The organism is Caulobacter sp. ALps2 (assembly GCF_058681635.1).
In genome coordinates this window covers 1,891,592-1,904,974 of sequence record NZ_CM178743.1, presented here as the reverse complement: position 1 = coordinate 1,904,974, position 13,383 = coordinate 1,891,592, and the positions used below count along the sequence as shown (strand labels likewise).

General features: G+C 70.1%; 13 protein-coding genes. 6 read left to right on the top strand and 7 right to left on the bottom strand.

Translation table 11 applies throughout. The features are described 5' to 3' along the window. Positions 1-63: 63 nt before the first annotated feature. Positions 64-705, top strand: a complete 642-nt coding sequence (locus ACW173_RS09085) for a lysoplasmalogenase family protein (protein ID WP_492084738.1) — start codon at positions 64-66, stop codon at positions 703-705. On the opposite strand, the gene ACW173_RS09080 is transcribed toward ACW173_RS09085, so the two are convergent. Continuing rightward, a complete protein-coding gene (locus ACW173_RS09080) occupies positions 686-2,494 on the bottom strand; it encodes a feruloyl-CoA synthase (RefSeq protein WP_492084736.1) in 1,809 nt (602 codons plus the stop codon). The genes ACW173_RS09085 and ACW173_RS09080 overlap by 20 nt on opposite strands. 116 nt (positions 2,495-2,610) lie before the next feature. Here ACW173_RS09080 and ACW173_RS09075 point away from each other — a divergent pair, with 116 nt between their 5' ends. Continuing rightward, the gene (locus ACW173_RS09075; RefSeq protein ID WP_492084734.1) at positions 2,611-2,961 is read left to right on the top strand and encodes a YciI family protein; all 351 of its coding nucleotides are present in this window, start codon (positions 2,611-2,613) and stop codon (positions 2,959-2,961) included. Then, positions 2,958-4,166, top strand: a complete 1,209-nt coding sequence (locus ACW173_RS09070) for an RNA polymerase sigma factor (RefSeq protein WP_492084732.1) — start codon at positions 2,958-2,960, stop codon at positions 4,164-4,166. Before ACW173_RS09075 ends, ACW173_RS09070 begins: the two co-directional genes overlap by 4 nt. Here the strand turns inward: ACW173_RS09070 and ACW173_RS09065 are convergent. Together ACW173_RS09065 and ACW173_RS09060 are read right to left on the bottom strand one after the other, a co-directional pair. Next, on the bottom strand, positions 4,163-5,497 hold the full coding sequence (locus ACW173_RS09065) for a dihydroorotase (RefSeq protein WP_492084731.1): 1,335 nt from the start codon (positions 5,495-5,497) through the stop codon (positions 4,163-4,165). The two genes, ACW173_RS09070 and ACW173_RS09065, sit on opposite strands and share 4 nt — an antisense overlap. Before the next feature lie 61 nt (positions 5,498-5,558). Then, positions 5,559-6,692, bottom strand: coding sequence for a glycosyltransferase family 9 protein (locus ACW173_RS09060; protein WP_492084729.1), 1,134 nt, complete (start codon positions 6,690-6,692; stop codon positions 5,559-5,561). Positions 6,693-6,801: 109 nt separating this feature from the next. Here ACW173_RS09060 and ygfZ point away from each other — a divergent pair, with 109 nt between their 5' ends. Further along, complete coding sequence (gene ygfZ, locus ACW173_RS09055) at positions 6,802-7,596, top strand: CAF17-like 4Fe-4S cluster assembly/insertion protein YgfZ (protein WP_492084727.1); 795 nt, start codon at positions 6,802-6,804, stop codon at positions 7,594-7,596. 65 nt (positions 7,597-7,661) lie between these two features. On the opposite strand, the gene ACW173_RS09050 is transcribed toward ygfZ, so the two are convergent. Then, positions 7,662-8,084, bottom strand: coding sequence for a hypothetical protein (locus ACW173_RS09050; protein WP_492084725.1), 423 nt, complete (start codon positions 8,082-8,084; stop codon positions 7,662-7,664). A gap of 130 nt (positions 8,085-8,214) precedes the next feature. Between ACW173_RS09050 and ACW173_RS09045 the strand changes: the two genes are divergently transcribed. Both ACW173_RS09045 and ACW173_RS09040 read left to right on the top strand, forming a co-directional pair. Then, positions 8,215-8,805, top strand: coding sequence for a DNA-3-methyladenine glycosylase I (locus ACW173_RS09045; protein WP_492084723.1), 591 nt, complete (start codon positions 8,215-8,217; stop codon positions 8,803-8,805). 113 nt (positions 8,806-8,918) lie between these two features. After that, positions 8,919-9,416 (top strand): hypothetical protein, encoded by a 498-nt coding sequence (locus tag ACW173_RS09040; protein ID WP_492084721.1) that lies wholly within the window; start codon positions 8,919-8,921, stop codon positions 9,414-9,416. Here the strand turns inward: ACW173_RS09040 and hisG are convergent. The 3 genes from hisG to hisS are packed head-to-tail and all read right to left on the bottom strand — an operon-like array spanning position 9,400 to position 13,047. After that, positions 9,400-10,380 (bottom strand): ATP phosphoribosyltransferase, encoded by a 981-nt coding sequence (gene hisG / locus ACW173_RS09035; RefSeq protein WP_492084719.1) that lies wholly within the window; start codon positions 10,378-10,380, stop codon positions 9,400-9,402. The two genes, ACW173_RS09040 and hisG, sit on opposite strands and share 17 nt — an antisense overlap. Further along, positions 10,377-11,585 (bottom strand): ATP phosphoribosyltransferase regulatory subunit, encoded by a 1,209-nt coding sequence (locus ACW173_RS09030; RefSeq protein WP_492084717.1) that lies wholly within the window; start codon positions 11,583-11,585, stop codon positions 10,377-10,379. The genes hisG and ACW173_RS09030 overlap by 4 nt, the downstream gene beginning before the upstream one ends. Next, positions 11,542-13,047: a histidine--tRNA ligase gene (gene hisS, locus ACW173_RS09025; RefSeq protein WP_492084715.1), complete on the bottom strand. Its 1,506-nt coding sequence runs from the start codon at positions 13,045-13,047 to the stop codon at positions 11,542-11,544. Before hisS ends, ACW173_RS09030 begins: the two co-directional genes overlap by 44 nt. Positions 13,048-13,383 lie beyond the last annotated feature (336 nt).

Here is a 13,383-nt window from a genome sequence, read left to right as displayed (position 1 = left end):
ACACGATTGCGCTGAAGGAGAAGATCGTCGCAGTCTGATGGCAAAATTGGGGGGAAACGTGCCATGGCGAACATGAGCGCGGCCGCGCGCTGGACGCTGATCGCGTCGGTGATCGCCGGCGTCAGTTATGTGGCGACCTGGGGCCTGGCCCTGCCGGCGCCGGTCGAGACCGCCTGGAAAGGCGCCGGCGTCGCGCTGCTGGCGGCGCACGCGGCGGTCCGGGCCAGATCGCTGGACGGCTGGCTGCTGGTCGGCGTCATGGCCCTGGGCGCGGCGGGCGACGTGCTGCTGGAGGTCGCGGGCCTGACCGTCGGCGCGGTGGCCTTCCTGCTCGGGCATCTCGTCGCCACGGGCCTCTATCTGCGCCATCGTGGTCCGCGGCTCGCCGCCCAGATGGCGCTCATTCCGGTGGTCGCGGTCACGGCCTATCTGCTGCCGTCCGATCGCGCCACCGCGCCGGGGATCGCGCTCTACAGCCTGTTCCTGGCGATCATGGCGACCACCGCGCTGATGAGCCGTTTCCAGCGTCGCCTGGTCGGCCTGGGCGCGCTGATGTTCGTGCTCTCCGACCTGCTGATCTTCGCGCGGCTGGGCACGCTGCCGGACACTCTGGCCACCGGGCTGGCGGTCTGGGGCCTCTATTATTTCGGCCAGCTGCTGATCTGCGTCGGGGTCGCCAAGGACCTCAAACCTGGAGCCGAATGACTCCGTCATCCGGCGCCTCCGCGAACAGCCGCGCCAGCTCCGCCGGCCGGCGATCGCGGGCCATGGCCTGGTTGATATAGCCCTTGTCGGTCAGCTCGCCGCTGGCCGCGTCGGGCGCGCCGTCCAGGATCAGGGCCCGCCGCACCTTGCCGCCGCCGCCCTTGGCCGCCGCGTTCATGCGCGAGAGGCCCTCGACGATCCGACCACGGACGGCCTCGGCATCGCCCAACCTCTCGCAGGCCTTGGCGTCGAGGAACAACATCAGCCCGACCCCGTCCTGGCCCTCGCCGCAGACCACCGCGTCGGAGACCACGCCGCCGATCGCCGACACCGCCGCGACCCGCAGCGCGCCGGCCGCCACGAAGGTTCCGCTGGCCAGCTTGAAGTTCTCCACGAGGCGCCCGTCGAACACCAGGCCCGCCGCCGGATCCTCCGGATCGGCCAGCCGCGCGGCGTCGCCCAGGCGGTAGAAGCCGTCCTCGTCGAAGGCCTGCTCGGTGGCCTCGGGTTGATCCAGATAGCCCGGCGAGACCTGCGGCCCCTTCACCCGGATCTCGAACTTGCCCCCATCGCCGGCCGGCACGAGCTTCACCGCGGTGCCCGGCGTCGGCAGGCCGACCATCCCTGAGCGGGCGTTCAGCCAGTGGATGTTGCAGGCCGTCGGCCCCGTCTCGGTCGCGCCATAGCCGGCCGCGAAGGTGATCCGCTCACCGATCGTCCGCACCGCCACGGCCTGGACGCGGTCGAGGATCGACTGGGCCATCGAGGCGCCGCCGTACTGCAGCACGCGGACCTTCTCGAAAAACTTCGCGGCCAGGGCGTCGTCGCGCTCCAGCTCGCCGACCAGCATGCCCCAGCCAGCCGGAACCATGTTGTGATAGGTCGTGGCGACCTCGCGCAAGTTGCGGATCGTCTCGGTGAAGCGACCGGGCACAGGCTGGCCGGCGTCGATGTACAGCGTCCCGCCCCGGTGCAGCACCATGTGCAGGATGGCGTTGGCGCCCAGGCTGTGGCTCCAGGGCGCGGAATTGACCAGCACCGGCGGCTCGGGGTCGGCGTAGCAGGCTTGGATCTGAGCCGCGTTCAACGCGATGTTGGCGTGGGTGCAGACCACCGCCTTGGGTCGGCCCGTCGAGCCCGAGGTCAGCAGCAGCTTGGCGACGTCATCGGGGCGCGCGACCCCCGCCATGGGCTCGCTCTTGAGCAGGTCGTCGAAGGCCACGTCGCCGGGTCGCGCGTTGCGGCTGACGACCGTGGGCAGGCCGGCCAGGAACGGCGCGGCCAGGGCGTCTCCGAAGGCCTCGGCGTCGTCGGCATAGACGGCGGCCGGCTTCAGTCGTTCGACGGCGTGTCGCAGGCGGGTCAGGTCGGCGCCCTTCAGCCCGTACTGCGGCGAGACCGGCGCGGCCGGCGCGCCCAGGCTCATGGCGGCGTAGGCGATCAGGGCGTGGTCGACGCCGTTGCGGGCCAGGATCAGCAGCGGCTGGCCGCGCGAGAGACCTAGACCCGCCAGCCCGCCGGCCAGGGCCGCGACGCGGTCCTTGGCCTGGGCGTAGGTCACCGTCCGCCAGCCGTCGCCCTGTTCCCCATTGGCGCGCTCCGCCAGCCAGACCCGGTCGGCCGCTTCGATGGCCCAGCGCGCCAGGGGTTCGGTCGTGGTCCGCGTCGCGTCCGAATAGGGCATCGGATTGCGCAGGATCAGTGTCTCCCCGTGACGCTCGACCTCCAGCGCGCGGGGCGCGTAGCGGGCGTCGCGGAAGGGGGCGGTGTTGAGGGTCGATCCGTCCATGGCCTCCGTTATGCGCCCCCCTCGACATTTTTTCCAAGACCTGTCGAATCCACGTGAGCCCGCGCGTCTCTCAGGTCGAAGCGTCGCGATGGCCGCGCGCTCATGGGAGTTGGACGATGCAATACGCCCTGCTGATCTACGAGAACGAAGACCTCTATCGCACCGACGCGGGCCGCTCGATGGACGACATCATCGCCGCCCACCGCGCCTTGGCCGCCGAACTGGCCGAGCAGGGGGTTCTGCGCGGCGGCCAGGGGCTGAAGACCGCCGACACCGCCACCACCGTGCGCAAGTCGGGCGACCAGCACGCCCTGCACGACGGTCCTTATGCCGAGGCTCGCGAGCAGCTGGGCGGCTTCTACCTGGTCGAGGTCCCGGACCTGGACGCGGCCCTGGCCATCGCCAAGCGGATCCCGCTGGCCGGCGACGGCGCGATCGAGGTCCGCCCGATGATCGAGGAAGGTTGAAGACCCTAGACCATACGGCGCGGGAGGCCGGCGGGCGCATCGTCGCCGCCCTGGCCGCGGCCTTCCGCGACCTGGACCTGGCCGAGGAGGCCTATGCCGAGGCCTGCGCGCGGGCCGCCGCCGTCTGGCCGACGGCCCCGCCCCTGGATCCGCCGGCCTGGCTGTACGCCACGGCGCGGCGGCGCGCCCTGGACATGATCCGTAAGCGGAACATTCGCCAGCGCCTGACGCCGGACGACCCGGAACCCGAACCTTCGGCCGAGGACCTGCTGGCCCGCGACACCCGCCTGATCCCGGACGAGCGGCTGCGGCTGATCTTCGTCTGCTGCCACCCGGCCGTCGCGCCCGAAGCCCGCGCGGCCCTGACCCTGCGGCTGGTCTGCGGCCTCTCCGTGCGGGAGATCGCCCGCGCCTTCCTGGTCGCCGAAGCCGCCATGTTCCAGCGCCTGACCCGCGCCAAGAGGAAGATCGCCCAGGCCGGGGTGTCGTTCGAGGTCCCCCGACCCGAGGCCTGGCCCGAACGCCTGGCCGCCGTGCTCTCGACCCTGGAGGTGGCCTATGCCCGCGCCCACGAGGACGCCGCCGGGGCCGGCGAGCATGCCGGCTACGCCCGCGAGATGCTGGACCTGACGGCGGTTCTGGCCGAGCTCTTGCCCGACGAGCCCGAATGCCTGGCCTTCGCCGCCACGGTGCGGTTCGCCGAAGCCCGTCGGCCGGCGCGGCTGGACGCCGACGGGGCCATGGTTCCGCTGGCGGAACAGGATCCGAGACTGTGGAGCCGGCCGCTGATCCACGACGCCGACGTTCTGCTGCGCCGCGCCGCCCGGCTGAACCGGCCGGGACCGCGCCAGCTGCGCGCGGCGCTGCATGGGGTCTGGTGCGTTCGTCGTTCCCTGGCCGAGCCGCCGCCGTGGTCGGCCGTGCTGGCGCTGTACGACCTGGCCGACCGGGACGATCCATTCGTGCGGATCAACCGCGCCGTGGCCCTGGCCGAGCTCGCCGGGCCGGCCGCGGCCTTGGCGGAGATCGAGGCGCTGGACGCGGCGCGGCTGGCCGACTTCCAACCGTTCCACGCGGTGCGGGCCGACTTGCTGGCGCGGCTAGGGCGACAGGGCGAGGCGCTGGCGGCCTATGACCGGGCGATTGACCTGGCGGCGGGTCCGGCGGAGCGGCTGTGGCTTCTCGGCCGACGGAGCGCGCTCTAGCGGGCCAGGGTTTCCAGGAACCGCACCGGCTCGCCACGGCCCTCGGCGACGATCTCGTCGTCACGCATGACCACGATGCCGCGCACGATGGTCGCTTTCGGCCAGGCCTTGGCCTCGAAGCCGTCGAACGGGGTCCAGCCGGCGCGGTTGGCCATCTGCTCGTGGGTGATGACCTTGCGGGCTTTCATGTCGACGATGGTGAAGTCGGCGTCGAAACCCTCGGCGATGCGGCCCTTGTCGGCCAGGCCGAACACCCGGTTCACCCCATGGCTGGTCAGGTCGACGAAGCGCTCCAGGCTCAGCTTGCCGTCGACCACGTGGGTCAGCATCACCGGCACCAGGGTCTGAACGCCCGGCATGCCCGACGGCGAGGCCGGATAGGGCCGGGCCTTCTCCTCGCGGGTGTGGGGGGCATGGTCGCTGCCCAGCACGTCCGCGATGCCGGCCTCGACGCCGCGCCAGACGCCGGCCACGTGATCGGCCGAGCGGATCGGCGGGTTCATCTGGGCAAAGCCCTTCAGCCGCTCATAGGCCTCGGGCGCCACCAGGGTCAGGTGCTGGGGCGTGACCTCGACCGAGGCGACGTCCTTGTTCTGGGCCAGGAAGTCGATCTCTTCCTTGGTCGTCACGTGCAGCACGTGGATGCGCTTGCCCAGCGACTTGGCGATGCGGACCAGACGGTGGGTCGATTGCAGGGCGGCCTGGGCGTCGCGCACCTCCGGGTGGCTGGTCCAGTCGCCGGGACGGGCGAGGGACCGACGCTCGGCCAGGCGATATTCGTCCTCGGAGTGGAAGGCCGCGCGGCGGTTCACATGCCGCAGCACGTTCTCGACACCCTCGTCGTCTTGCACCAGCAGGCTGCCGGTCGAGGCGCCCATGAACACCTTGATGCCGCAGCAGCCGGGCAGGCGCTCCAGCTCGCCCAGGAACGTCGCGTTCTCGTGGGTGCCGCCGACATAGAAGGCGTGGTCGGTGTGCATGCGGTTCTTGGCGCGGGCCAGCTTGTCGGCCAGGGCGTCGGGATCGGTGGTGGTCGGCTCGGTGTTGGGCATCTCGAACACGGCGACCACGCCGCCCAGGGCCGCGCCGCGCGAGCCGCTTTCCAGATCCTCTTTCCACTCCAGGCCGGGCTCGCGGAAGTGGACCTGGCTGTCGATCACGCCCGGCAGCACGGTCAGGCCCGTGGCGTCGAAGATCTCGCCGGCCGAGGCTTGGGACAGATCGCCGATCGCGGCGATCTTGCCGCCCCGCACGCCGATGTCGGTGAAGCCTCGGCCCGCGTGATTGACCACCTCGCCGCCACGCACGATCAGGTCGAAGGTCTGGGTCATGGGGCGCTCCTCGGTGGGTTTGGGCGGTCGTAGGACTGGCCCGCCGCCGAGGCAACCAAAACTAGCTGGCGTCGCGCTCGGAGACACGTTCCTCGGCGAGACCGTCCTCGACACCCTCCGTCTCGGGCGAGACTTCCTCGCCCGCCTCGACGACAGGCTCTGGCGTTTCTTCCGCGACCGCCACCGCCGGCGAGACCTCGGCGTCCGGCTCCGTACGCGCCAGCAAGGCCTTCGCCGCCTTGACCACTGTCGCCACCGGCAGGTCGCTCATATGGCGAATGGCCTGGGAGAGGTCGGGGTCGATGGCCACGAACTGGTCGAAGCCGCGCGGGCCGCGCACGGCCTCGGCGCGGTCGCCCCAGGGGCCATAGCGCCGCTCGTCCGAGGGACCGAAAAGGCCGATGGTCGGCGCGCCGGCGGCGGCGGCGATGTGCATCAGGCCCGAGTCGTTGCCGATGAACAGCCGCGCCCGCTTCAGGCAGGCATAGGCGGTCAGCAGATCCACCTTGCCGGTCAGGTCGATGGTGCGGCCCCGGGCCGAGGCCATGCGCAGCTCCTCGACCATGCGGGTGTCTTCGGGGCCGCCCAGGATCAGCAGGCGACCGCCGGCCATGGGGCCGTCCTTGTCCAGCAGCTGGGCCGCCGTCTGGGTGAAGCGCTCGATGGGCCAGACCTTGCCGATCCAGTTGGCGGCCGGCCCCATGGCCAGGATCGGTGCGCCGTCCTGCTCCCCGTTCAGGCCCAGCAGCTCGTCGGCCAGGGCCTGGACGTCGGGCGAGATATAGAGGTGCGGCGCCGGCGGATCGCCCTCCAGCTTCAGGGTGCGGGCGGCGTCGACCACCTTGTGCGCCACGTCGCCGGGCAGCTTCTTCCAGATCGCCCGCTTGTCGCGGCGCAGGAAGAGGGCCGTGGCGCTGCCGCGCAGGTCGACGACCAGGCTCCACTTCTTGTGGCGCACCTGGTTCCATAGCTTGAACCAGTGCCCCTTGCCTTTGCCCTTGGCCTTTTCCATCACGATCACGCGGTCCAGGCCCGGCACATGGGCGAACAGCGGCGCGGCCAGGGGGCCCGCGACGATGGTGAAGCGCGCGTTGGGGATTTGATCGGAAAGAAGTTTGATCAGGCCGGACGACAGCACCGCATCACCGATGCGTGTGGCCGTGATGAAAAGAATCGGGAAGGCCCGCTGTGTCATCGGACTATCTATAGATCGGTCATTGAGTCGGCGCATCCCACGTTAACGGTTGAGCTTTCCCGATTCTGAGGACTGGCGCGGGTGCGTTCTGGGCGCCACATGTGCGGGCATGAACTCGCTTCGTACCGCCCACCTGGCTTCCCGCGCCGTCATCGCCGTGTCCGGCCCGGACTGGCGCGGCTTCCTGCAAGGCCTGCTGACCCAGGACGTCGAGACCCTGCGGCCGGGCGAGCTGCGCTTCGCGGCCCTGCTGACGCCGCAAGGCAAGCTGCTGTACGACCTGTTCGTGGCGGGAACCCAAGACGGCGCCCTGCTGGACGTGGCGGCCGAGCACCGGGCGGCGATCCTGACACGCCTGACGCTGTACCGCCTGCGGGCCAAGGCGACGCTGGAAGCCGTCGATACGCCGGTGTTCGCGGTGTTTGGCGGCGAGGCGTCGGGCGAGGGCCTCTACCGCGACCCGCGTCTGCCCGCCCTGGGCGCGCGGACCTATGGCGAGCGTGACGCCAATGCCGATGAAGCGGCCTACGACGCCCACCGCCTGGCGCTGGGCGCGCCAGGTCCGGCCGACTGGGGCAGCGAGGCGAACTATCCTATCGAAGCCGATTTCGACCTGTTGGCCGGCATCGATTTCAAGAAGGGCTGCTTCGTCGGCCAGGAAACCACCAGCCGCATGAAGCGGCGGGGGACGATCAAGAACCGCATGCTGCCGATCACCTTCGAGGGCCCCGCCCCGGCCTTCGGGACCGAGGTGCTGGCGAGCGGCGCCTTACGGGCCGGCGAGGTGCTGAGCGGCGCGGACGGCCGGGCCATGGCCATCCTGCGGCTGGACCGGATCGAGGACGCCGAGTTGACGGTGGACGGCCGGCCAGTCCGCGTGGACCGGCCGACCTGGCTCACTTGAGCTAGAGCATTTTGATTTAGAGCCTTTTTATCCGACGGATCGTTTCGACCAGATCGGAAGGGGCTCTAGCGGCAGCTACGATAGCGATCGGGCGACGCGCCGGGACCACCGCGCCAGCCGGGCGGGTTCTCCCAGTTGGTGCCGGGACCACCGCGCGGACCGGGCGGGTTATTGTCGTTGTCGAACCAGCACTTGGCCCGCTGGTTCCACCAGCCGTAACGCGGGTGGTAATAGCCGTAGTCGCGATTGTAGTAGTAGCCGTTCTTGTAGCGGAACTCGACGCGCTTGCCGTGCCAGCGGTAGTAGCGCCGGTCGGGCGACGCGCCCGGACCGCCGCGCCAGCCGGGCGGGTTTTCCCAGTTGGTGCCAGGGCCGCCGCGCGGGCCGGGCGGGTTGTTGTCGCGGTCGCGATGCTGGGCCAGGACAGGCGTGGCGGCGAGCGTCGCGGTGGCCAGCACCATCACGGCCAAGGACTTGAGGCGCTTCATGGCGTCTCCTTCTCACGTTGTTTCGATCCCTCTGGCCCTTCAACGCACGAACCCGCCGATCCGGTCGCGGCCGAATGCATGTTCCCGAAAAGTTCTGGAAAGCCGGCGATCTTTCTGCCAGCTTCACCGCATGATCGAGCACACCCGCTGCACCTGGAGAGGCATGAACGGCGATCCGTTCTACGAGGCCTATCACGACCAAGAATGGGGGGTTCCCGAACGGGATAGCCGCGCCCTCTGGGAGAAGCTCGTCCTGGACGGCTTCCAGGCTGGCCTGTCGTGGATCACCATTCTGCGCAAGCGCGACGCCTTCCGCGCCGCCTTCGCCGACTTCGATCCGGAAAAGGTCGCCCGCTTCGACGAGACCGACCGCGCCCGGCTGATGGCCGACGCCGGCATCATTCGCTCGAACGGCAAGATCGACGCGGCCATCTCGGGCGCGCGGGTCTATCTGGACATGCGCGAGCGCGGCGAGGATTTCGGCGAATTCCTGTGGGACATGGTCGGCGGCGCGCCGATCCAGAACCAGTGGCGGGCCGGCGAGGTCCCGACCCAGACGCCGCTGGCCGTCGAGATGTCCAAGGCCCTGAAAGCCAAGGGTTTCAAGTTCTGCGGCCCGGTGATCGTCTACGCCTTCATGGAAGCCACCGGCCTGGTCAACGACCACCTGGTGACGTGCTTCCGCCACGAGGAATGCAAGGCCATGGGACACCGCCACTGAACGATCGGCGGAGGCGTCGCGAGCCCCCATCATCAGGTCCGAAGGGCTGGCGCCGCCGCCTCGTGACGACACACGGCTTTTCTTGATCATGCTTGGCGAATGCGCGCGCTCGCATGGCCAATCACGCGCGGCGGGGCCTGGCGATCCCCGAGAACGCGCGTGGGCGCGGCATGAGGCTCGGATCATCGCCGTCATGGCCCTGGCGCGGTTGGGCCATGGCGATCAGGGCGCGCCGGCCGCGCGATATTCTGGAAGCGCTTTCAGACCGTTCGGCCGATTTTGACTCTATCGTCAAAAAGCTTGGCCATGGCCCAGATACACCAAACCCGCCGCGGGGGATAATCGCGACGGGCTGGCTATTTTCTCGATCATTCGATCTAGGCGGGCGTTTCCTCCCCGAAACGCCGAAGAACGGGAGCTCTCTTTGGGCTCGTTTCGTCCTTGCAGTGTCTAGAAACGTCAAATTCATGACGGTGTCAACGCGGCAAATCCCTTTTTCGCAAAGGTTTGGCCGAAATTTTGACGCGACCGACGTTGTTTGGACCGAAAAGTCGATTTTATCTCGTGAATCGATGGTTATATTTGACTCATTCGTCAAAACTGACTTTTGAGTACGCCAACGAACCGGTCCAGCACCAGCGAGCGCGACTCGAACACATAGTCCGGACGCGAGACCGTCACCGGCTCGACCCCAGCGGCCGCCAGGGCGGCGGCGGCGTCGAACAGGTCGCCGGTGGCCAGCAGGGCGCCGTTGGCCCGGCGCGAACCGCCCTTGGCGACGAAAGCGGCGACGGCCGACTGCCCCGCGGCGTCCTGCTCGGCCGGCCAGACCAAGGTGGCCAGCTTGCCGGCCCGGCCCTTGGCCTCGACCACCGACAGCATGCGCTGCAGCGCGCCCAGTTGCTCCGGCGACCAGGCCGCGATCAGCGAAGCCGTCAGCTGGGCCTGGCTTTTCAGGATCACGCCGTCCGACAGGATCTTCAGGCCGTTGGCGGCCAGGGTCGCGCCGGTGGTGGTGATGTCGACGACCAGCTCGGCGGCCCCGGCGGCCGGAGCGCCCTCGGTCGCGCCGCTGCTCTCGACGATGCGGTAGTCGGCGACCCCGTGGCGGGCGAAGAAGGCGCGGGTCTGGGTGACGTACTTGGTCGCCACGCGCAGGCGGCGGCCGGTCTTGGCCAGGTGCAGGTGCCCGACCTCGTCGACATCGGCCATGGTGTCGACGTCCAGCCAGCTTTTGGGCGCGGTCACCACCAGGTCGGCGCGGCCAAAGCCCAGGGCCCGCAGCAGCATGACCCGGCTGTCCATGTCGTCGCCGCGCTCGCGCAGCAGGTCCTCGCCCGTGACGCCCAGGTGCAGGTCGCCGCTGTCGAGGCCGGCGGCGATGTCGCCCGCCGACAGCAGGCGCACCGAGACGCCGGGCAGGCCGCCCAGCTCGGCCGAATAGCCGCGCGCGCCGCCGGTCATTTCCAGCTTGAAGCCGCAGTCGGCCAGCCAGGCCTCGACCTGGTCCTTGAGACGGCCCTTGGAGGGGATGGCGAAGATCATCGGACCATTCTTGTCCTGGGCGCCGCTCATTCGCCGCCTCCCGCATAGGCGCGCGCCGGACGGACCATGAAGCCCACCGCGCCGGTGTCGGCGTCGACGCCGAGTTTGCCCACTCCTAGTTTTAGGGGCAGACCGTCATAACGACCGCCAGCGGCCAGCGGCCGCTCAGCGCCAAGAGCCGCTGAATGCACCTCGAACAGATAGCCGTCGTAATAGCCGAAGGCCCGGCCGAAGGCGGCGGCCAGGGTCGCCTTGTCCAGCGGCACGCCGCGCGCGGCCATGCCGGCCAGGCGCTGGCGCCAGCTGGCGACCGCCGTCCGCAGCGCCGCGTTGTTGGATCCCGCCAGCGCCAGGATGGCGTCGAGCGCGGCGTCCGGACGATCGGACACGGCCAGGAAGGCGCGGACCTTGCCGGCCTGCTCCGGATCCAGACGACCGGCCTTGGCGGCCTCGGCGCGCTCGACCAGGCGGTGAGCGATCTCGGCCGGACGGCGACCGCCGACGGGCTCGATGCCGGCCAGGGACCACAGCTCCTGCAACACCGCCGAGGCCTCGCCCTCGGGCAGGCCGGCCAGCAGGGACGTGATCCGCGACGGCTCGGCGCCCGTTTTTCCATTGGGAGGCGCGGCGACGTCGCCGTCCAGCTCGGCCTTCAACTGGCGCGGCTTGGCGAAGGCGCGCTTGAGGCGGGCGGCCAGGGGCGGCGCCAGGTCCAGGCTGTCGACGAAGGCGGCGAACAGCGAGACGTCGCCCAGGATCAGGCCCAGGTCCTCCCGCCCGCCGGCGGCCGAGGCGGCCCAGGCCAGGGCGGCGATCTCGGCGTCGGCGGCCACCGGATCGCCCGCCTCGAACGCCTCGACGCCCAGCTGCAGAAACTCCTCGGCGCGATCCGAGCCGCGCGGGGCGACGCGGAAGGCCTTGCCTTCGTAGCGGTAGCGCCCCGCCCCTCCCCCATTCGCAAAGTGCTGCCGGGCCACGGCCACGGTGAAGTCGGGCCGCAGGGCCGCTTCCTCGCCGCCGTCGCCGGACACGACGAACAGCCGCGAGCGCATGGCCTCGCCGGTCAGGTCCAGCAACAACCCGAGAGGCTGCAGCACCGGCGCGTCGGTCGCCACGGCGCCCGCGCTGAGCAGAGGAGCGCGGATGGCGTCGAGCGCCTCCGCCGGAATGGAACGCTCGAGCCTCAAGTCCTTAGCCCCCGATGATCTTGCGCACGGCGGCGACGAGCTCGCCACGCGGGATGGTCTGCTGGCCGGGCCGCTCGGCCTTCCAGGCGGCGTTGTCGGTCACCCCCTCGGCGGCCTGCCGGCCCGCGTCCAGGTCCTTGATGGTCACCGTGCCGGCGGCGATCTCGTCCCCGCCCAGCATGACGACGGCCGGCGCGCCCCGGCGGTCGGCATATTTCATCTGCGGCTTCATGCCCGAGGTTCCGAGATAGACCTCGGCCGGGATGCCCGCCGCCCGCAGCTGTCCGACCACGGAGAAGTACTCGCCCATGTGCGCCTGGTCGAAGGTGATCACCACCACCGGCCCGCGCGCCACGCCGCCCGGCTCGCGTCCGGCCGCCCGCAGCGCCGCCGCCAGACGGGTGACACCGAACGAGAAGCCCGTCGCCGGCGTCGCTGTCCCGGTGAACCGCGCCACCAGGTCGTCATAACGCCCGCCGCCGCCGATCGAGCCGAACGAGACCTTGTTCCCCTTCTCGTCCGTGGTGCTCAGCAGCAGCTCGGCCTCGAACACCGCGCCGGTATAATATTCCAGCCCCCGGACGATCGACGGATCGATGAAGGCCTGGTCGTCGGCGATCCCCAGGCTGGTCAGCGCCGCGTCGATCCGCGACAGCTCCAAGAGGCCCTCGTCGCCCTCGGCCGAGCCGCCGATCACCTTGGCGATATTGTCCAGCGTCGCCGAACGGCCACCCGCGCTTCCCCCAAGAGTCCCGGCCGACACGAAGTCCAGCACCGAGTCGATCGCTTTACCCTTGAGACCAGCGCCCTTGGTGAAGTCGCCGCTCTCGTCCAGGCGGCCCTCGCCCAGCAGCAGCCGGACCCCGTCCACGCCCAGGCGATCCAGCTTGTCGACCGCGCGCAGCACGGCCAGCTTCTGGCCGGCGCTCTCCGCCCCCGCCGAGGTCAGCAGCCCATTGAGCAGCTTGCGATTATTGATCTTCAGCACCGCCGCCCCGCGCGGCAGGCCGGCCGCTTCCAGCCCCTCGACCGCCATGGCGATGATCTCGGCGTCGGCCTCCGGACGGGCCGAGCCCACCGTGTCGGCGTCGCATTGGATGAACTGGCGGAAGCGCCCCGGCCCCGGCTTCTCGTTGCGCCACACCGGCCCGAAGGCGTAGCGGCGGAACGGCTTGGGCAAGGTCTCCCAGTTCTGCGCCGCGAACCGGGCCAGCGGCGCGGTCAGGTCATAGCGCAGCGCCATCCACTGGTCGTCATCATCCTGCAGCGCGAACACGCCCTCGTTGGGCCGGTCGCTGTCGGGCAGGAACTTGCCCAGCGCGTCGGCATATTCGAACGCCCCGGTGTCCAGGGCCTCGAAGCCGTAGCGCTCATAGACCGCCGACACCGCCTCCAGGATCGCCCGCTCGGCCCGCAGGTCGCGCGCGCGCTTGTCGGCGAAGCCGCGCGGCGCGCGGGCTTCGGGGCGGAAGGTTTCGGCGGTGTCGGGCGTGGTGGAGTCGGTGGTCATTCGTCGGTCCTGAGATCTTCAAGGCTTCGACGGATGGCGCTTGCGCATAAGCCCCATCCGCTAGGCGGGGCTCTGGCAGGGTCGCTGGCTTTAGAGCGAACGGACCCGGCCGATCCCGCGAGGCGAGGTCGGATGGTGGTGGCAGCCGTGGTGGTGCGGCAGGCGGGTCATCGGGCGGGGGTGTAGCGGATGAGGGGCGGCGGGGGAAGGGGTGAGGAAAAATAGGCATCGCAGGTGCAAAAAGATACGTGCGAGAGTTCGCCGAGGATGGACCGAGAGGTCCACCTCGCCTCAATATAGATTTTTCGAATCTATCAAACTCAAATCGAGTTCACA

Bases quoted from the DNA above. Each gene is read 5' to 3' on its own strand.
- hisG (WP_492084719.1), bottom strand. From the start codon at position 10,380: ATGAGCGGCGCCCAGGACAAGAATGGTCCGATGATCTTCGCCATCCCC.
- ACW173_RS09040 (WP_492084721.1), top strand. From the start codon at position 8,919: ATGGCCAATCACGCGCGGCGGGGCCTGGCGATCCCCGAGAACGCGCGT.
- ACW173_RS09060 (WP_492084729.1), bottom strand. From the start codon at position 6,692: ATGACACAGCGGGCCTTCCCGATTCTTTTCATCACGGCCACACGCATC.
- hisS (WP_492084715.1), bottom strand. From the start codon at position 13,047: ATGACCACCGACTCCACCACGCCCGACACCGCCGAAACCTTCCGCCCC.
- ACW173_RS09045 (WP_492084723.1), top strand. From the start codon at position 8,215: ATGATCGAGCACACCCGCTGCACCTGGAGAGGCATGAACGGCGATCCG.
- ACW173_RS09080 (WP_492084736.1), bottom strand. From the start codon at position 2,494: ATGGACGGATCGACCCTCAACACCGCCCCCTTCCGCGACGCCCGCTAC.
- ACW173_RS09050 (WP_492084725.1), bottom strand. From the start codon at position 8,084: ATGAAGCGCCTCAAGTCCTTGGCCGTGATGGTGCTGGCCACCGCGACG.
- ACW173_RS09075 (WP_492084734.1), top strand. From the start codon at position 2,611: ATGCAATACGCCCTGCTGATCTACGAGAACGAAGACCTCTATCGCACC.
- ygfZ (WP_492084727.1), top strand. From the start codon at position 6,802: ATGAACTCGCTTCGTACCGCCCACCTGGCTTCCCGCGCCGTCATCGCC.
- ACW173_RS09065 (WP_492084731.1), bottom strand. From the start codon at position 5,497: ATGACCCAGACCTTCGACCTGATCGTGCGTGGCGGCGAGGTGGTCAAT.
- ACW173_RS09085 (WP_492084738.1), top strand. From the start codon at position 64: ATGGCGAACATGAGCGCGGCCGCGCGCTGGACGCTGATCGCGTCGGTG.